General features: G+C 71.2%; 16 protein-coding genes. 8 read left to right on the top strand and 8 right to left on the bottom strand.

The window, feature by feature from the left end; translation table 11 throughout:
- The first annotated feature begins 79 nt into the window (after window positions 1-79).
- The gene (locus DEJ03_RS11575; protein WP_110864708.1) at window positions 80-1,279 is read left to right on the top strand and encodes an amidohydrolase; all 1,200 of its coding nucleotides are present in this window, start codon (window positions 80-82) and stop codon (window positions 1,277-1,279) included.
- Window positions 1,280-1,498: 219 nt separating this feature from the next.
- Here the strand turns inward: DEJ03_RS11575 and DEJ03_RS11580 are convergent, their stop codons facing one another.
- Both DEJ03_RS11580 and DEJ03_RS11585 read right to left on the bottom strand, forming a co-directional pair.
- Window positions 1,499-2,389: an aminodeoxychorismate lyase gene (locus DEJ03_RS11580; protein WP_110864709.1), complete on the bottom strand. Its 891-nt coding sequence runs from the start codon at window positions 2,387-2,389 to the stop codon at window positions 1,499-1,501.
- A 19-nt stretch (window positions 2,390-2,408) separates the two neighbouring features.
- The gene (locus DEJ03_RS11585) at window positions 2,409-2,759 is read right to left on the bottom strand and encodes a tryptophan synthase subunit alpha (protein ID WP_027464736.1); all 351 of its coding nucleotides are present in this window, start codon (window positions 2,757-2,759) and stop codon (window positions 2,409-2,411) included.
- Between the two features lie 64 nt (window positions 2,760-2,823).
- On the opposite strand from DEJ03_RS11585, the gene DEJ03_RS11590 reads away from it, so the two are divergent.
- Entirely contained in the window at window positions 2,824-3,354 is a 531-nt protein-coding gene (locus DEJ03_RS11590; protein ID WP_181422689.1) for an 8-oxo-dGTP diphosphatase, read from the top strand.
- A 24-nt stretch (window positions 3,355-3,378) separates the two neighbouring features.
- Here DEJ03_RS11590 and DEJ03_RS11595 read toward each other — a convergent pair whose 3' ends face one another.
- The 3 genes from DEJ03_RS11595 to DEJ03_RS11605 all read right to left on the bottom strand — a co-directional run bounded on the left by DEJ03_RS11595 (window position 3,379) and on the right by DEJ03_RS11605 (window position 6,996).
- Window positions 3,379-3,666: a hypothetical protein gene (locus DEJ03_RS11595; protein ID WP_110864711.1), complete on the bottom strand. Its 288-nt coding sequence runs from the start codon at window positions 3,664-3,666 to the stop codon at window positions 3,379-3,381.
- Window positions 3,667-3,824: 158 nt separating this feature from the next.
- Window positions 3,825-5,078 (bottom strand): ABC transporter permease, encoded by a 1,254-nt coding sequence (locus DEJ03_RS11600; protein WP_110864712.1) that lies wholly within the window; start codon window positions 5,076-5,078, stop codon window positions 3,825-3,827.
- Between the two features lie 229 nt (window positions 5,079-5,307).
- The gene (locus DEJ03_RS11605) at window positions 5,308-6,996 is read right to left on the bottom strand and encodes a sodium:proton antiporter (RefSeq protein ID WP_110864713.1); all 1,689 of its coding nucleotides are present in this window, start codon (window positions 6,994-6,996) and stop codon (window positions 5,308-5,310) included.
- Between the two features lie 115 nt (window positions 6,997-7,111).
- On the opposite strand from DEJ03_RS11605, the gene DEJ03_RS11610 reads away from it, so the two are divergent.
- The 3 genes from DEJ03_RS11610 to DEJ03_RS11620 all read left to right on the top strand — a co-directional run bounded on the left by DEJ03_RS11610 (window position 7,112) and on the right by DEJ03_RS11620 (window position 10,716).
- Window positions 7,112-8,368: an inorganic phosphate transporter gene (locus tag DEJ03_RS11610; protein ID WP_110864714.1), complete on the top strand. Its 1,257-nt coding sequence runs from the start codon at window positions 7,112-7,114 to the stop codon at window positions 8,366-8,368.
- 55 nt (window positions 8,369-8,423) lie between these two features.
- A complete protein-coding gene (locus DEJ03_RS11615) occupies window positions 8,424-8,720 on the top strand; it encodes a hypothetical protein (RefSeq protein WP_027464739.1) in 297 nt (98 codons plus the stop codon).
- 535 nt (window positions 8,721-9,255) lie between these two features.
- A complete protein-coding gene (locus DEJ03_RS11620) occupies window positions 9,256-10,716 on the top strand; it encodes an aspartate ammonia-lyase (protein ID WP_258367025.1) in 1,461 nt (486 codons plus the stop codon).
- Window positions 10,717-10,767: 51 nt separating this feature from the next.
- Here the strand turns inward: DEJ03_RS11620 and DEJ03_RS11625 are convergent, their stop codons facing one another.
- Complete coding sequence (locus DEJ03_RS11625) at window positions 10,768-11,853, bottom strand: YihY/virulence factor BrkB family protein (RefSeq protein ID WP_110864715.1); 1,086 nt, start codon at window positions 11,851-11,853, stop codon at window positions 10,768-10,770.
- Window positions 11,854-12,032: 179 nt separating this feature from the next.
- Window positions 12,033-13,352 carry an MFS transporter gene (locus tag DEJ03_RS11630; RefSeq protein ID WP_084741172.1) on the bottom strand — a complete coding sequence of 440 codons (1,320 nt, stop codon included), beginning with the start codon at window positions 13,350-13,352 and terminating at the stop codon, window positions 12,033-12,035.
- A gap of 69 nt (window positions 13,353-13,421) precedes the next feature.
- Here DEJ03_RS11630 and DEJ03_RS11635 point away from each other — a divergent pair, with 69 nt between their 5' ends.
- The 3 genes from DEJ03_RS11635 (at window position 13,422) to DEJ03_RS11645 (ending at window position 16,951) form a co-directional block, all read left to right on the top strand.
- On the top strand, window positions 13,422-13,793 hold the full coding sequence (locus DEJ03_RS11635) for an FKBP-type peptidyl-prolyl cis-trans isomerase (RefSeq protein WP_173035534.1): 372 nt from the start codon (window positions 13,422-13,424) through the stop codon (window positions 13,791-13,793).
- On the top strand, window positions 13,793-14,629 hold the full coding sequence (locus DEJ03_RS11640) for an aldo/keto reductase (RefSeq protein ID WP_110864716.1): 837 nt from the start codon (window positions 13,793-13,795) through the stop codon (window positions 14,627-14,629). Before DEJ03_RS11635 ends, DEJ03_RS11640 begins: the two co-directional genes overlap by 1 nt.
- 78 nt (window positions 14,630-14,707) lie before the next feature.
- Window positions 14,708-16,951: an ATP-binding domain-containing protein gene (locus tag DEJ03_RS11645; RefSeq protein WP_258370780.1), complete on the top strand. Its 2,244-nt coding sequence runs from the start codon at window positions 14,708-14,710 to the stop codon at window positions 16,949-16,951.
- 61 nt (window positions 16,952-17,012) lie between these two features.
- Here DEJ03_RS11645 and DEJ03_RS11650 read toward each other — a convergent pair whose 3' ends face one another.
- On the bottom strand, window positions 17,013-17,282 hold the full coding sequence (locus tag DEJ03_RS11650; RefSeq protein ID WP_110864718.1) for a protealysin inhibitor emfourin: 270 nt from the start codon (window positions 17,280-17,282) through the stop codon (window positions 17,013-17,015).
- Window positions 17,283-17,291: the final 9 nt, after the last annotated feature.

Below are 17,291 nucleotides of genomic sequence, written 5' to 3' on the forward strand. Positions count from 1 at the left end.
GTGCGCGGGCGGGCCCCGCCGCGCGCGCCCGTGCGACGGCGCCCGCCCGCGCACCGCGCCCCCGCGTACCGTTGGTGCCATGAGCAACTCCTTCGCGATCACCGGTGCCCACGTCGTCCCCGTCTCCGCTCCAGCCTTCGACGGCGGCGCGGTCGTCGTCGAGGACGGCCGGATCACCGCGATCGGTCCGGACGTCTCCCCGCCCGAGGGGATGCCCGTGGTCGACGCCACCGGTTCGTGGCTGGTGCCCGGGTTCGTCGAGGCGCACGGCCACGTCGGCATCCACGAGGAGGCCAACGGCGAGGCCGGCAACGACACGAACGAGATGACCGCCCCGAACATGGCCGGGGTCCGCGCGATCGACGCGATCGACATCGACGACGAGGGCTTCCGGGACGCCCTGGCCGGCGGGATCACGAGCATCGTCGTCAAGCCCGGCTCCGGCAACCCGATCGGCGGGCAGAGCGTCGCCATCAAGACCTGGGGCGGCCGGACGATCGACGAGCAGCTCATCTCCGACTCGGTCAGTGTGAAGAGCGCCCTCGGCGAGAACCCGAAGCGCGTCTACGGCGGCAAGGGCCAGACGCCCTCGACCCGGCTCGGCGTCGCGAAGATCATCCGTGACGCCTTCGTGGAGGCGCAGAACTACAAGGCCGCCCGCGACGCCGCAGCCGCGAAGGACGAGCCGTTCGCCCGCGACCTGACGAAGGAGACGCTCGTCCGGGTGCTCGACGGCGAGCTCGTCTGGGACCAGCACACCCACCGCCACGACGACATCGCCACCGCGATCCGCCTGTCCGAGGAGTTCGGCTACCGCCTCGTCGTGAACCACGGCACCGAGGCGCACAAGATCGCCGACGTGCTGGCCGCCAAGGACATCCCGGTCATCTACGGCCCGCTCTTCACCAGCCGCTCGAAGGTCGAGCTCCGCGACCGCGGCATCCCGAACCTCGCCACCATCGCGGCCGCCGGGGTCCGGGTCGCCATCACGACGGACGCGCCGGTCGTGCCGATCAACATGCTCGTCGACCAGGCGACCGCCGCCGTGAAGGAGGGCCTGCCCGCCCAGACCGCACTCGAGGCCCTCACCGTCAACCCGGCCGAGTTCCTCGGGTTCGGGGACCGCGTCGGTCGCCTGGCCGAGGGCTACGACGCCGACCTCGTGCTCTGGGACGGCGATCCGCTCGACGCGACGAGCCGCGCGACGCGCGTCTGGATCGACGGCAAGCCCGTCTTCACGTGGACCGACGGAGCGGGCGTCACCACCCCGCGCTGGTAGGGACCACGAGACGCCGGCGTCCTGCGTGACGCGGTGGGCTCAGCCACAGGCGGACGGGAGGCCCGTGTCGGGCCCGCCACGGGCCTCCCGTCCGTCAGGTGCCCGGTCGCGAGACGCCGTCGTGTCGGCACGACGCCGTCACGCCCGCGAGACGCCGCTCGATTCCGCGGCGTCTCGCGGACACGACGGCGTCTTCCGGGTTGAGCGGTCAGCCCGTGCTCAGACCTCGCGCGCCAGCAGGAAGTCGTTGATCCGCGTCGTGAGCTCGGCGTCGATCGGACGCGCGTCGCCGTTCACCGAACGGATCGGCGCAGCCTGCCGCACGCTCGACACGAGCCAGAGCGCGTCCGCCGCTGCCAGGTCGGCGAGGGTGACGAGTTCGTAGGCGGTCTCGATGCCCTCCTGCTCGGCGAAGCGGAACACGTCGGCCTGCGTCGTGCCGGCCAGGATCCCGATGTCGGTGCGGGGCGTGACGAGCCGGTCGCCGACCTTCATGATCAGGTTGGCGCGCGTGCCCTCGAGCACGTATCCGTCGCTCGAGACGAACAGGGCGTCGTCGGCGCCGCGGCGGACGGCTTCGCGCAGGGCGGCCATGTTGACGCCGTACGACAGCGTCTTCGCGCCCTGCAGCAGCCACGGCGAGGTGCGCTCGACGTCGTGCCGGTACCCGCGGTCCAGGACGACGACGGAGATGCCCTCGGTGCGGGCGGCAGTGGAGTCGCCCGACGGTGCGGCGTAGACCCACCCGGTCGGGCGGTCGGCGCCCTCGACGCCACGGGTCAGGACGGTCTTGGCGAAGGCCTCCCGCACCGGGTCGAGGCGGGCGCAGACGGCCTCGATGGCCTGGCGCCAGGCCTCCGGGTCGGGCGAGGGCAGGTCGAGCATCGCGGCGGAGCGGCCGAAGCGGGCGAGGTGCGCCTCGAGGGCCTGGGGCCGACCGTCGATCACCGTGATCGTCTCGAACACGCCGTCACCGCGCGTGACGCCGAGGTCCTGCACCTGCACGTGCTCCTCGAGCGGCTTCGCCCAGGTGAAGGCGTCCGCCGCGGGGTCGTGCGGCGCGGCGTCGCGGGAGGGCTGGTTGAGGACGGCGAGCACGGTTTCGGTCATGGGTCCATCCAACCGCAGCTCAGCCGGCTTCGGGCAGCGCGCCCAGCAGCTTCCACACGGCGGGCGTCAGCTCGGGGTGCTGCAGCGCGATCCGGCGCAGCCGGTGGTACTCCTCGCCCAGCCGGGTGCCCTGCCCGGACGCCGGGTGGCTCGACCACTGCGCGTGCCGCTTGCCGATCGCCTCGTCCAGGTCGACGGCGTCCGCACGCAGGATCAGCACGACCTGCTCGTCGACGGTGGGGAGCGTCGGCATGAACTCCCACGGGTCCTCGCCCTGACGACTGCGGTGCTCGACGAGCATCGAGATCTCCTCGGCGGCCTCGGCGCGCAGCACTTCGAGGCTGCGCCCGGTCCTGCGGGGCTCAGCCATGGTGCCCCCGCAGCACGCCTGCCATGGGAAAAGCGTACGACACTCCATCGGTCACACTGGACGCGTGACCCTTCGCGACGAGAGCAAGTCCCAGCATCCCCGGGTGGTGGTCGTGTACCTGCTGCGCGACGGCGAGGCAGGCCCCGAGGTCCTGCTGGGGGAGAAGCGCCGCGGCCTCGGCACGGGCCGGCTGGTCGGCCCCGGCGGCAAGCGCGAGCCCGGCGAGTCGGCGGTCGAGACCGCCGTGCGCGAGGTGCGTGAAGAGGTCGGCCTGCGGATCGACGCGGTCGACCTGGAGGCCCGTGGCACGTTGGACTACCGGTTCCCGTACCGACCGTCCTGGTCCCAGGTCTCGGACGTCTTCGTCTGCCGCCGCTGGCAGGGAGACCCGTCGGGCTCCGACGAACTGGAGCCGCGGTGGATCCCCGTCGACACCGTCCCGTACGACGCCATGTGGGACGACGCCCGGTACTGGTTGCCGGGGGTGCTCGCGGGCGGCAGCGTCCGCGCGCGGTTCACGTTCGCCGAGGACGACGCGACCGTCGCCGGGTTCACCGGGACGGGTGTCGGTGTCGGTGTCGGCGTGGGTGAGTAGCTGCTTGCTGCTTGCTGCTTGCTGCTAGCGCGGCTGCTGGGTGCGGGTGCTGCCGGTGCGCGCTTCCTCGGCGGCGGCCATGACGTCGGCGTCGCCGCTCCGGCCACCCAGGGGCCGCACGAAGAAGTCGATGATGCCGACGACGATCGCGCCGATCATCGAGAACATCGCCCACCCGACGAACAGCCCGGCGGTGCCGCGGCCGTCGGCGGGCGCGAGCAGGACGCTCGCGGCGTAGAAGCCGACCGTCATCACGAGGAACACGACGACGACGGTGATGAGGACGCGGTGCCAGGTGATGCGCGGGTTCATCCGATCAGGATACGCGTCAGCGGTACCGCACCGGTGCGCGTGCCGGCACGGATGATGCGCGCGCATCGTGCGACAGAGCACGCGTCGTTCGACTGGCGCATCGTCGCAACATGCGCACGCACTCGGTCTGCGGGAGCGGTGCGATCGTCAGGAACGAGCTACCGGTCCGCGGGACGCTGCACGGCGATGCGACCGGTCGGTGTCGCGTCCGGCTCGAGGCCGTCGCGACCGCCGGTGAAGACGTCACCGCCGGTGCGCTCGTCCTCCCAGGCGTCGTCCCGCAGCACGCTCAGGGTGCCGGTCTCGGTGGAGGTCAGGCCGTGGCGCGCGAGCTCGGCGTCGCGCTGCCCGCCGAGGAACTCGCGGTTGGCGGTGTTGGCGTCCTGGAACATCGTGGTCCGGCCGGTGACGATCGCGCGGATCCGTCGGCGCTCCCACCACTTCTTGCCGAAGTACATCAGCACCAGGCCGGCCGTGGCGTAGCAGGCCATCGTGATCAGGCCGCGGGCCGGGCCGGGGCCGACGCCGTAGACCTGGTGCTTGATCATGTCGACCATGCTCGAGCCGACGACGACGTTGTTCAGCCAGGCGAAGGGCTCGGGCATGAACCACTTCGGGTAGGCGCCGCCGGACGACGGCATGGACAGGAAGACGAAGCAGATCATCGCGGGTGCGGCGATGAACCGGCCGACGAAGTAGCTCAGGCCGTTCACCGCCAGGCCGATCGCCACGATCCAGCCCCAGGCGATGAGCACGAGCTGGATCCAGTGCCCGTGGATGGCGCCGAGCACGGGCCCGGCGAGGGTGTTCGTGATGAGCGAGATGACCAGGCCGCCGACCACGATGACCGTCATCCGGGTGCGGTGCCGGAGCGGGCCGCCCATGATGCCGATGAACATCGCGACCATGTAGCCGCCGATGCACCACGCGAGCATGACGTACATCGCGACGGTGCCGTACTCGTCCCAAGCGGGCAGGGGTGCGAGCTCGGTGACCTTCGGGGTCGCCACGCCCAGGCCGGTCAGTACCGCGGTGAGGGTGGCCGGGACGAGGCTCGCGACCTGGAACTGGTGCGCGCTCGCCTTGAAGAACTCGTTCGCGGCGGGGTCGTACGCGACCGCCATGGAGCCGCCGACCACGTCGCGCTTCGCCTGCGCGAGCGAGTCGTACGTGTGGAACACGAACTCGCCCGGCAACGCCTGCTGCACCGCCTGCACGAACGCCGGGTCGCTGCCGATCAGGGCGATCGGGACGTCGTGCGGGTGCGGGGCGTGGAACGCGAAGACGTAGCACAGGCAGAACCCGACGATGAAGAACAGCGGCATCCAGAGCTGCAGGCCGATCAGCTGCAGCGACGGGTGCAGGGTCGAGTACCACCGGCGGTAGGCGCCGTGCTGCTGGGGCGCGGGCACCGGAGCCTGTCGCCGGGGTCCCGAACGCGTGTGCCCGGCGACCTTGCCGCCACGACGCGGCTTGGTCCCACGTGCGGAGGGCCTGGTCCCACGCGGCTTCGGCGGCGTGGGACGGGAACCGCCGGGGCGCTCCGGTCCGTCGTCGTTCCTGGGGACGTCGTTCCGCGGCGTGCTCACTCGGCGCTCTGCTCCTGCTCTCGATCGGAGCGCCAGGATACGCCCGGGGTACTCAGGAGCGACTGCGCGACGCCTGCGCCGAGTCCATGGCGAGTTCTTCCGCGTCGAGGGTCACGAGCACGCGGCGCATGACCTCCTCGTCGAGGTTCCCCTTCTCCCGCTCCTCGAGCACGATCTCGCGGCGGCGGTCGAGGAGCTCGCGGCGGATGTCCTGGATCTGCGAGCCACGCAGGCGCAGTGCGACGTTCCGCCCCTCGTCCTCTTCTTCCTCGGCGTCCTGACGGAACGTCTCGGCCTGCCGCTCGAGTCGCGCCTTCAGCCGGTTCACCACCGAGTCGACGGCTTCCGAGCCGTACTGCTTCGCCCACGCCGGACGCCGTTTCTCGAGCAGCTCGATCGCGGCCTCGGTGGTCCGCTGGTTGAGCCGCATCTCGCTGCGCACGTCCTCCTCGCCCTCGGCCGGGTCCTGCACCTTGAGCGCGCGGATGACGAAGGGCAGGGTGAGTCCCTGCAGCAGCAGGGTCCCGACGGTGACGAAGAAGGCGATGATGAAGATGGTGTCCTGCGCCGGGATCTGCGTCGGGCTCGCCACGACCGACACGGCTGCGGCAAGGGTCACCACGCCGCGCATGCCCGTCCACGAGATGACGGTGAGCTCCCGCCAGTTGAGCTTCGGCTCCGCGGAACCGCGCATCCAGCGCAGCGACGGGTGCCCGCGGGACAGCTTGATCCGCAGCGGCCGGAGCCACTTCCCGTTGAAGCGGTTGCGCGCGTAGGACTCGAACACGAACAGCGGCCGCACCAGGATCACGACGCCGAGCACGACGGCCGCGGCGGTGAGTGTCTGCCCGAGGCTCCGCTCGCTCTCGACCAGGTCCTGCACGACGGTGTTGAGCTGCAGGCCGATGAGCGCGAACACGAAGCCCTCGAGGATGACGTCGATGCTCGTCCAGAGCGGACGTTCCTGCAGGCGGGTGGCGTAGCCCTCCTTCGGCGAGTTGTAGCCGATGTACAGGCCGGCCGTGACGACCGCGATGACGCCGGAGCCGGACAGGTCCTCGGCGAGGATGTAGGCGACGAAGGGCAGCAGGATGCTCATGATCGTCTCGACCACGGGGTCGTTGATGCGCATCCGGATCCAGTGCACGACGACGCCGAGCACGATGCCGACGACCAGACCGACGCCGATCGCCAGGCCGAAGATGCCGAGGTCCTGCCAGATCGTCAGCGACGTGCCCGCGATGATGAGCGTGAACACCCGCACCAGGGTCAGCGAGGCCGCGTCGTTGATCAGGCTCTCGCCGGACAGCACGGTCATGACGCGGCGGGGGAGCCCGAGCTTCCGGCCGATCGCGGCGGCGGACACCGCGTCCGGCGGGGCGACGATCGCGCCGAGCAGGATCGCCGCCGGCAGCGTCATGTCCGGGATGAGCAGGTACGCCACCCCGCCGACGACCAGGGCGGTGACGATCACCAGGAAGATGCCGAGCCGTCGGATCTGCTTGATCGAGCCGCGGAAGCTCTGCCACGACACGTCGAGGGCCGCCGAGTAGAGCAGCGGCGGCAGGATCACCGTGAGGATGACCTCGGAGTCGATCTCCATCGGCGGCAGCCCGGGCAGGAACGAGGCGGCCAGGGCGACCGCCGTGACGAGCAGTGGAGCGGGGAGTCCCTTGGCCCGGGCGAACCCCGTCACCGCGAGCGATCCGATCAGCAGGATGAGGAGCTCAGCGGTGTCCATGGACCCATTCTTCCATCGGCATGGTTCCGAACCTGAACGAGTGTGAAGCTCCGGTGAACAACAGGTGGCCGATCAGGTTTGCTCGAAGGGCCGACGCCTGGGACACTTGCCCGCGGTGGACATCACACTCATAGTCGTCCTGGTCATCGCGTTGGCCCTCTTCTTCGACTTCACAAACGGTTTTCACGACACCGCCAACGCGATGGCGACCCCGATCGCGACCGGCGCCATGAAGCCCAAGGTGGCGGTCACCGTCGCTGCGGTGCTCAACCTGGTCGGTGCGTTCCTCAGCACCGCCGTGGCGACGTCGATCTCGCACGGGTTGATCAACGAGGGGCCCGGTGGCGTCGCCATCAGCCCCGAGATGATCTTCGCGGGCCTGATCGGGGCAGTCGTCTGGAACATGATCACGTGGCTCCGCGGGCTGCCGTCGTCGTCGTCGCACGCGTTGTTCGGTGGGCTGATCGGTGCCGCGATCGTCGGTGCCGGGTTCCAGTCGGTCAACTACGTCGCGCTGCTGACGGTGGTGATCATCCCGGCGTTCGCCTCGCCCGTGATCGCCGCGCTCGTGTCGTTCCTGTCGACGCGCATCGCGTACCGGATCACGAAGCGTCCGGTGTTCCCGAACGAGCGTGGCGGGTTCCGCATCGGGCAGGTCTTCACCAGCTCGATGGTGTCCCTGGCGCACGGCACCAACGACGCGCAGAAGACGATGGGTGTCATCACGCTGACCCTCATCGCCTCGGGCGCGCAGTCGTCGAACCAGGGCGTGCAGTTCTGGGTCGTCGTCGCCTGTGCCCTTGCGATCGCCCTCGGTACCTACACGGGCGGTTGGCGCATCATCCGCACCCTCGGCTCGGGCATCACCGAGATCCGTGCGACGCAGGGCTTCGCCGCCGAGGCCTCGACCGCCGCGACGATCCTCGCCTCCAGCCACCTCGGCTTCGCACTGTCGACCACGCAGGTGTCCTCGGGCTCGATCATCGGTGCCGGTCTCGGCCGCCGCGGCTCGAAGATCCAGTGGTCGACCGCCGGCAAGATCGTCATCGCCTGGTTCATCACCCTGCCCGCGGCCGCCGCGGTCGGTGCGGTCGCCTCGGGCATCGCCCGCCTCGGTGTCATCGGGCTCGTGCTCGACGCCGTGATCGGTGCCATCGTCATCCTCGGCCTGTACCTGTGGTCGCTCCGCAAGCCGCACGAGCAGGCCTCCGCGATCGAGGTCGACGTCGCCGCGAACGCGGTCCTGACCCGCAAGGAGCTGCGTGACATGCAGCGCAAGAAGCGTGCCGACGCGGTCGCCCAGCGTCGCGCCGAACTGAGCCGCGAGCGCACGCTCCGTCGCATGGCGGCCCGCAAGGGAGGCCGTCGCTGATGGGCATCGCGCTTGACGGACGCCGTTTTGCATTCCTCGAAGGGGGAGACCGCTGATGGGCATCGACTGGTTCGCATTCCTCACCGTGGCGCTCGTCGCCGTGGTCTCGTCGTGCTTCGTCGTCGCCGTGTACTCGGTCGGCCTCCGTCTCTGGAGCGCCGCCGACACCCGCGAAGGCAAGTTCACCGTGAAGGACGACGGCACGATCGGCCCGGCCACCGCCGGCTTCCCGAACCCCGCCGGAGCCTCGGCGGCCGCACGCGCACTCCGCGCCGCTGCCATCGCGTGCTTCGTCGTGTGCGGCGCCGTCGTGCTCTACGGCATCTACCTCATCGTCCCGCAGTTCCACTGACGGGCACGCTCACTCGTCGCGCGTTCGCCGGGCCCGCCGCGCCCGCTCGCGCGGGCGGCGCGCTTGGTGAGCAGAAGATGTCGAGTCGCCGTCCGTGACCCGACCTCTTCTGCTCACGAAGGGCGCGGGCGGACGGACGGGACGCCCGTTGCGGCCTGGCACCGGGCCTCCCGGCCGTCGCGGGCGAGCGGGCGAAATGCCGCCGTGCGTGGCTGAAGTGACCCCGGCATTCCGCCCGCTCGCGCGGGCGGCGCGCTTGGTGAGCAGGAGATGTTGAGTCGCCGTGTGGAACCCGACCCCTTCTGCTCACGAAGTGCGCGGGCGGGCGGACGGGAGGCCCGTGGCGGCCTGGCACCGGGCCTCCCGTCCGTCGCGGGCGAGCGGGCGGAATGCCAGCGTGCGTTGCCGAGGCGACCGCGGCATTCCGCCCGCTCGCGCGGGCACGCCGCCCGCTCCGCCCAGCCCCGGCGCGTTCCCGGACCGGCCGGACGGACGGGACTAGCCTCGACGTGTGACCGGCAACGAGGAGGCACCTGTGACGACGACGACGCGGACCGAGAGCGACTCGCTGGGATCACGAGAGGTCCCGAACGACGCGTACTGGGGCATCAACACGTTGCGGGCACTCGAGAACTTCCCGATCACCTCCGTACCGATCGCCGTGTACCCGGACCTCATCGAGGCGCTCGTCACCGTGAAGCAGGCGGCCGCGCGGGCGAACCGGGCGATCGGTGTCCTCGACGAAGAGCGCGCCGACGCGATCGACCGTGCAGCGCAGGAAGTCCGCGACGGAGCACTCCGCGAGCAGTTCGTCGTCGACGTCGTGCAGGGCGGCGCCGGGACGAGCACGAACATGAACACGAACGAGGTGCTCGCGAACCGGGCACTCGAACTCCTCGGGCGGGAGCGGGGCGACTACGCGTACCTGCACCCGATCGACCACGTGAACCGCAGCCAGTCCACGAACGACACGTACCCGACGAGCATCAAGATCGCGATGATCTTCGGGGTCCGTCGTCTGATCGTGCAGCTCGAGGAGCTCTCCGCGGCGTTCGCCGAGCGGGGCCGCGCTTTCGCCGACGTGCTGAAGGTGGGCCGGACGCAGCTGCAGGACGCGGTGCCGATGACCCTCGGGCAGGAGTTCACCGGCTTCTCGCACACGATCCAGGAGGATGCCGACCTGCTCCGCAAGGTGATGCCGCTGCTCGCCGAGATGAACCTCGGCGCGACGGCGATCGGCACCGGGATCACCGCGGACCCGCTCTACCGCGACGAGGTCCGCCGGCAGCTGCAGGAGGCGAGCGGCATCGACGTCGTCACCGCCCCCGACCTCATCGAGGCGACGAGCGACGCCGGTGCGTTCATGACCCTGTCCGGCACGGTGAAGCGCAGCGCCGCGAAGCTCTCGAAGATCTGCAACGACCTGCGGCTGCTGTCGTCCGGTCCGCAGGCGGGCCTCGGCGAGATCACGTTGCCGGCTCGCCAGGCCGGCTCGTCGATCATGCCGGGCAAGGTCAACCCGGTGATCCCCGAGGTCGTGAACCAGATCGCCTACGCGGTCGCGGGGGCGGACACCACCGTGACGATGGCGGCGGAGAGCGGGCAGCTGCAGCTCAACGCCTTCGAGCCGATCATCGCCCACTCGATCCTGCAGTCGCTGCAGTGGATGTCCCGCGGCTGCGCGACCCTGCGCGAGCACTGCGTCGTCGGCATCGAGGCGAACGAGGCGAAGCTCGCGGCCCAGGTCGACACGAACGTCGGCGTCGTCACCGCGCTCACGCCGTACATCGGGTACGCGGCCGCGGCGTCGATCGCGCACACGGCGCTGACCACCTCGACGCCGATCTCGACGCTCGTCGTGGCCGCGGGCCTGATGGAGGAGGACCAGGTCATGCGCGTGCTCAGCCCGGCACGGCTGTCGGGCATCGAGCTGGCGACGGGTGCGATCCCGATCATCACCGAGGAGATGCTGGACGCCGAGGCGCGCAAGCGCTGACGCGGGGCGTCCGCGCCCCAAGAACGCAAGCACCGCACGCACACACGCCCGTCAGGGCAGCGGCCGCTCGCCCACCCGCACCTGCTGCGCCATCGCCCGCAGGTGCTCCTCGTTCGGGGTCAGCTCGGCGTCCTCTTCCTCGGCGACCCGCGCGGCCTCGGCCCGGACGTGCTGGGCGGCCGCGATGTCCTGGTCCCGCCAGCGCGCGAGCGTGAAGTTCCGCGTGACGTCCCGCAGCGGCAGCCGGATCGACTCGTCCGCCTCGATGCCGGCGAGCAGCTGCCGCATCCGGATCACCTCGGAGTCGAGCTCCCCGCCGACCACGAGCACGAAGTTCGAGATGTACAGGTACACGAGCAGCAGGATCGCGCCACCGAGCCACCCGTAGGCGCGGTTCCCGCCACCGAGGGTCTCCACGTAGAGGGCGAACCCCACCGTGGCTATGGCCCAGGTCACGATCGCGAACGCGGCACCGGCCGACACCCACCGCAGCTGCGGGGTCTTCACGTTCGGCGTCGCGTAGTAGAGCACCGCCACCATCACGACGAGGTCGGCTGCCAGCACGGGCCACTTCACCACGTTCCACACGTCGTCGATCCAGGGCGCCCACCCGAGCTGCCGGATCACGGCCTCGGAGATCGTCGGCGTCCCGAGCAGGATGACGATGGCGACGGCACCGCCGACCATGACGAGCAGCGTGACGAGGAGCATCATGCTGCGGAACTTCCATATCCGCCGGCCCTCCTCGACCTCGTAGGCGGTGTTCATCGCCCGCCCGAACGCCGTCGCGTAGCCGGACAGCGACCAGAGCGTCAGCACGACGCCGATCGTGAACCCGAGCCACGGGTTGTCCAGGGTCAGCAGCTGCCGGAGCGGCCCCTCGAGGTGCTCGGCGGTCTCCGGCCGGACGATGAACCCGAGGACCTCGACGATGTCGGTCAGGCTGTCGCCCTTGCGGTCGACGATCGACAGCGCCGACACGACCGCCAACGCGGTCGGGAACACCGTCAGGAGCGCGAAGAACGTCAGCGACGCTGCCGCGTCGACGACGCGGTGCCGGATGACGGAGTGGTAGGTGCGCCGGACGACGGCGCGGACTCCCGTCCGCTGGAGGTCGCGCGATGCGCTGTCCGGCATGTCTCGTACGGTACCCGACAGGTGCGGTCCTGGAGGCGCGGTGCGGCGTCCCCACGGGCCTCCCGTCCGCCTGTGGGTCGCGCTGGTGCGCCTGCAAGACACCGGTGTTAGCGCTCCGCACCGCGGGACGCGGGTGTTCCAGGCGCGAACACCGGTGATCCGCGGCCCCGACCCGCCCGTCAGTTCGCGTGCGGGTGCAGGGCGTCGTAGCGGCGGAACGAGGGGACCATCCGGAGCAGCAGCGCGACGAGGCCGATGATCAGCACGCCGCCGATGACCGGCGGGTACGCGATGCCGGCCGCGACGACCAGGCCGGCGTACAGGTCACCGAGCCGCGGGCCGCCCGTGACCACGACGATGAAGATGCCCTGCAGCCGACCGCGCATGCCGTCCGGCGACGCCGCCTGCAGGATCGTGTTCCGGAACACCGAGCTGACGTTGTCCGCACCGCCGGCCATGGCCAGGAACAGCGCCGCGAGCCCGAGCGCCGGCAGGATCTCGACGCCGAACGCCTCACCCGAGCGGCCGCCGAGCACGTGCGCCAGCGCGATGACCACACCGAACGCAGCGATCGCCCCGCCGTACGCCGTGATGGCCCAGCCGACGGCCTCACCCTGGCGTCGGACGTGCCCGAGCGGCCCGGAGAACACGCTCGACAGCAGCGCCCCGATCGCGTACGCGGCGGTCAGGGTGCCGACGGTGATCGACCCGCCGCCGATGACGAGTGCGCCGATCGCGGGGAACAGCACTCGCGGCTGCCCGAAGGTCATCGCGATGATGTCGAGCACGAACGTCATCGTGATGTTGCGTGACCGCCGCAGGAACTTCGCGCCCTCGATGAGCGATCCGAGCCCCGGCCGCAGTGCGTCGTGGTCGGCGGCCATCCGGGGCAGCGTGAACACCCCGAGGAACGCGAACGTGAACAGCACGACGTCGATCGTGTACGTCGGCGCGAACCCGACGGTCGCGATGAGCACGCCGGCGATCGCCGGACCCACGGTGACCTGGAACCCGGACGCGATCCCGCCCAGGGCGCTCGCCGCGGGCAGCAGGTCGGTGCCGACGAGCCGGGGGACGATGGCCGAGCGGGAGGCGTTGCTGACGGTCGCCGCCACGGCGTTCACCGTCGCGAGCACGTAGAGCAGTGCGACGCTGTGCAGGTCGAGCCAGGCGTGCGTGGCGATCAGTGCGACGGCGACCCACGCGATGATCGACGACACGAGCGCAACGAGGCGTCGGTCGAAGGCGTCCGCGAGCATGCCGCCGTACAGGCCGGCGACGATCATCGGCACGAGCGCGATGACACCCACCAGGGCCACGGCGAAGGTCGAGCGGGTGATCTCGTAGACCTCGAGCCCGACGGCGACCGTGGTCATCTGGGTACCGATGCCGGCGATCGCGGTTCCGGCCCAGAGTCGGGCGAAGGCAGGGGAGCGGCGGAGCGGGGTGAGGTCGGCGAGCAGGCGGCGGCGAGGCGGTGCGGGAGTCGATGGTGTCACGGTGGAACCATTCTGCGGGCTGGACGCTCGTTGCGCGTGCCCGGTGCGCGCTCTGGTTGACTGATCGGCATGACTGACCTGAACAGCAAGCCCGAGTTCGACGCCCCCGAGGGCCCCGCCCCCACCGAGCTCGTCATCACCGACATCGTCGAGGGCTCCGGCGAGGAAGCGTCCGCCGGCTCGACCGTCAAGGTCCACTACGCCGGCGTCGAGTACGAGACCGGCGAGGAGTTCGACAGCTCCTGGAACCGCGGCGAGCCCATCGACTTCCCGCTCGCGGCCCTGGTGCGCGGCTGGCAGGAGGGCATCCCCGGCATGAAGGTCGGCGGTCGCCGCAAGCTCGTCGTCCCGCCGGAGCTCGCCTACGGCCCCGCCGGTGGTGGCCACTTCCTGTCCGGCAAGACCCTCATCTTCGTGATCGACCTGCTCGGGGTCCGCTGATGCAGGTCGGTGCCCCGACGATCGAGCTGAACGACGGCCACCGGTTCCCGGAGCTCGGCCTCGGCACCTACGGCTTGAACGGCGACGAGGGCGCAGCCGCGGTCGGCACGGCGATCGCGAGCGGCTACCGGTTGCTCGACACGGCGCTGAACTACGGCAACGAGGACGCCGTCGGCAAGGCCGTCCGCGAATCCGAGGTGGCGCGCGAGGACCTCGTCGTCACGTCGAAGCTGCCCGGCCGGCACCACGGCTACGACGAGGCGCACCGCTCGATCGACGAGACCCTCGGCAACCTGGGGCTCGACCACGTCGACCTGTACCTGATCCACTGGCCCAATCCGTCGGTGGACAAGTTCGTCGAGACCTGGAAGGCGTTCGTCGACCTCCGCGACAGCGGCAAGATCCGCTCGATCGGCGTCTCGAACTTCACGCCCGAGCACCTCCGCCGCATCGTCGACGCCACCGGGGTCGCCCCGGCCGTCAACCAGGTGGAGCTGCACCCGTACTTCCCGCAGGCGGAACTGCGGAAGGTGCACCAGGAGCTCGGCATCGTGACCGAGAGCTGGAGCCCGCTCGCGAAGCGGTCGGAACTGCTCACCGAGCAGCCGATCGTCGACGCCGCCGCGGCGCACGGTGTGGCACCCGGCCAGGTCGTGCTGCGCTGGCACGTCCAGCTCGGTGCCGTGCCGGTGCCGAAGTCGGGTGACGCCGCCCGCCAGAAGGAGAACCTCGACGTCTTCGGCTTCGAGCTGACCGACGACGAGGTGCAGGCGATCTCCGCGCTCGAGCGCGGTCGTCTGTGGGACGGCGACCCGGACACGCACGAAGAGATGTGACTCCGACGCGACCCTTCGGGGACAGCGGGGCTCCCGGTGGGCAGTACACTGGTTCCCCCTCTTCCCGAAGGGTTGCGTGTGTCCGAACCGACCGAGATCGACCGTGAACGCGGCTACGTCGACGGCCTCTTCCGTCGTCTCGACGAGCTGACCGCCGAGGCCGAACAGCGCCTCGCCGAGACCCGCCGACAGGCGGTCGGCGGCAACCACCAGAGCCGCAGCGAGCGCGACGCGTACGCGCGGCTCTACGAGGACACCGTCGCGACGCTCGAGCGGGTGGGGGACCGTCTGGTCTTCGGCCGGCTCGAGGTCGCCGAGCCCGACAGCCCAGACGACACCTTCCGGTACATCGGCCGTGTGGGGCTGCGCGACGCCGAGCACCGGCCGCTGCTGCTCGACTGGCGCGTCCCCGGTGCGAGCGCCTTCTACCAGGCCACCGCCGCGCACCCGATGGGCATGCGCTCCCGTCGGCACCTGTCCCTGCACGGCCGTCGCGTGGTCGGCGTCGAGGACGAGGTGTTCGACGCCTCGCTCTACGACGACGAGCGCACCCACCTGCAGGGTGAAGGGGCGCTGCTCGCCGCGGTGACCGCCGAGCGCACCGGCCGGATGACCGACATCGTCGCGACGATCCAGGGTGAGCAGGACCGCATCATCCGCTCTCCGCTCGAGGGCGTGCTCATCGTGCAGGGCGGCCCCGGCACCGGCAAGACCGCCGTGGCGCTGCACCGCGCCGCCTACCTGCTCTACTCCTACCGCGAGCGGCTGCGGGGCTCCGGCGTGCTCATGGTCGGCCCGTCCCCGGCGTTCCTGACGTACATCGAGCAGGTGCTCCCGTCGCTCGGCGAGACCGGTGTCGTGATGGCGTCGCTCGGCTCGCTCTACCCGGGCGTGCACGCGACGACGCACGACTCCCGCGACGTCGCCGCCGTGAAGGGCGCCGCGCAGATGGCGTCACTCCTTCGGCGGGCCGTGCGCTCGCGCCAGGTCGTGCCGACCGAGTCGGTCACGCTCGACATCGAGGGCGAGCGGCTCGTCGTGCCGCCGCAGCTCGTCGCCGACGCCATGAAGCGTGCGCAGGACCGCGGCAAGCCGCACAACGCCGCCCGCGTCACGTTCAACAAGACCGCCCTCGACGCGATGACCCGTCTGCTCGCCGAGCAGCTGCGGGAGCGCGGCACCACGGTGGACGAGGCCGACGAGAAGGTCCTGCGCGAGGACATCCGGAGTTCGTACGACGCCCGCGTGCTCCTCAACACCGCGTGGCTGCCGCTGCCGCCGGAGAAGTTCCTCGAGGACCTCTACGCCCGGCCGAACTGGCTCGCCTCGCTCACCCCCGACTGGACCCCGGAGCGCCGAGCCCTGCTGCAGCGTGCCCGAGGCGCAGCCTGGACCGTCGAGGACGTCCCCCTGCTCGACGAGGCCGCCGAACTGCTCGGCCCGTTCGACCCGACCGGCGGTGCCGCCAAGCGCGCGGCGAAGGCCAGCCGGAACCGCGACATCGAGAACGCCCGCCAGGCCATCGAGAACATGGGTGTCGAAGGCATCGTCAGCGCCGAGCAGGTCGCGGGCTCGTTCGCCGAGGGCGGCGACCCCCGCTCCACGGCCGAGCGCGCCGCCGACGACCGCGAGTGGACCTACGGGCACATCGTCGTCGACGAGGCGCAGGAGCTCTCGCCGATGCAGTGGCGCGTGCTCGCCCGCCGCAACCCGCTGCGCTCCTTCACGATCGTCGGCGACATGGCGCAGGGCTCCTCGCCGGGTGCCGCACGCACCTGGGACGACGTCATCGGGGCGCTCGCGCGTCGCCGACGCGGCCGTGCGCCGCAGGTGCCGCTCGACCACCGCATCGAGCAGCTCACGGTGAACTACCGCACCCCGCGCTCCATCGTCGAGGCCGCGGGGGCCTTCGCCGACAGTGCCGGGCTGACGGTCACCCGCAACGAGGCCGTACGCGACGGCGACCCCGTCGAGCGCGTCCGCGTCGCCCGGGCCGACCTGCTCGACACCGTCGTGGCGGTCGCCGACGCCGAGCGCGCCCGGATCGGGTCCGGCACCATCGGCGTCATCGTCCCCGAGGCCCAGGTCGACACGATCCGGCAGCGGCTCGCCCGCACCGAGGCGGACGTCCGGGGCCTTGCCTCGCCGAACGCCGGCTCGCTCACGGTGCTGACGGGTGCGGACGCCAAGGGCCTGGAGTTCGACGGCGTGCTGCTCGTCGACCCGGACGGCGTGGGGGCCGACGCCGCCCGTGCCGCCGCCGCGGTGTACGTCGCGATGACGCGTCCGACCCGTCGCCTGACGGTCATCGACGTCGACTGACGATCGCGTCCCCGCGGGGCGGACGGGAGGCCCGGTGCGGGCCCGCCACGGGCCTCCCGGCTCAGGTCGGGTCGCCCTCGGAGCGCACCCGCGCGACCAGGTCGGCCCACGGACCGTCGAGGCGGCGACCCGGGATCGTCACGGTGGTGCGCTCGACGGTGATCGTCCAGCTGAAGTCGTCGGGGACGGGCGTTGCCGTCGGCGCCGGGGTGCGCTGCAGCGCATCGACGACCTCGGACCACGCCGTGGGGTCGCTGCTCGTGTCGGTGTCGACCCGCCAGCGCCGTGTGGTGCCGGCGAAGCCCCCGGAGCGGCGGACCTCGATGCGCATGCCCTCGAC

The organism is Curtobacterium sp. MCLR17_043 (genome assembly GCF_003224215.1).
Taxonomy (GTDB): Bacteria; Actinomycetota; Actinomycetes; order Actinomycetales; family Microbacteriaceae; genus Curtobacterium; species Curtobacterium flaccumfaciens.

Excerpts from the sequence above, each read along its gene's own strand:
- DEJ03_RS11615 (WP_027464739.1), top strand. The coding sequence starts at position 8,424 with ATGGGCATCGACTGGTTCGCATTCCTCACCGTGGCGCTCGTCGCCGTG.
- DEJ03_RS11625 (WP_110864715.1), bottom strand. The coding sequence starts at position 11,853 with ATGCCGGACAGCGCATCGCGCGACCTCCAGCGGACGGGAGTCCGCGCC.
- DEJ03_RS11640 (WP_110864716.1), top strand. The coding sequence starts at position 13,793 with ATGCAGGTCGGTGCCCCGACGATCGAGCTGAACGACGGCCACCGGTTC.
- DEJ03_RS11595 (WP_110864711.1), bottom strand. The coding sequence starts at position 3,666 with ATGAACCCGCGCATCACCTGGCACCGCGTCCTCATCACCGTCGTCGTC.
- DEJ03_RS11605 (WP_110864713.1), bottom strand. The coding sequence starts at position 6,996 with ATGGACACCGCTGAGCTCCTCATCCTGCTGATCGGATCGCTCGCGGTG.
- DEJ03_RS11580 (WP_110864709.1), bottom strand. The coding sequence starts at position 2,389 with ATGACCGAAACCGTGCTCGCCGTCCTCAACCAGCCCTCCCGCGACGCC.
- DEJ03_RS11635 (WP_173035534.1), top strand. The coding sequence starts at position 13,422 with ATGACTGACCTGAACAGCAAGCCCGAGTTCGACGCCCCCGAGGGCCCC.
- DEJ03_RS11650 (WP_110864718.1), bottom strand. The coding sequence starts at position 17,282 with ATGCGCATCGAGGTCCGCCGCTCCGGGGGCTTCGCCGGCACCACACGG.
- DEJ03_RS11575 (WP_110864708.1), top strand. The coding sequence starts at position 80 with ATGAGCAACTCCTTCGCGATCACCGGTGCCCACGTCGTCCCCGTCTCC.
- DEJ03_RS11585 (WP_027464736.1), bottom strand. The coding sequence starts at position 2,759 with ATGGCTGAGCCCCGCAGGACCGGGCGCAGCCTCGAAGTGCTGCGCGCC.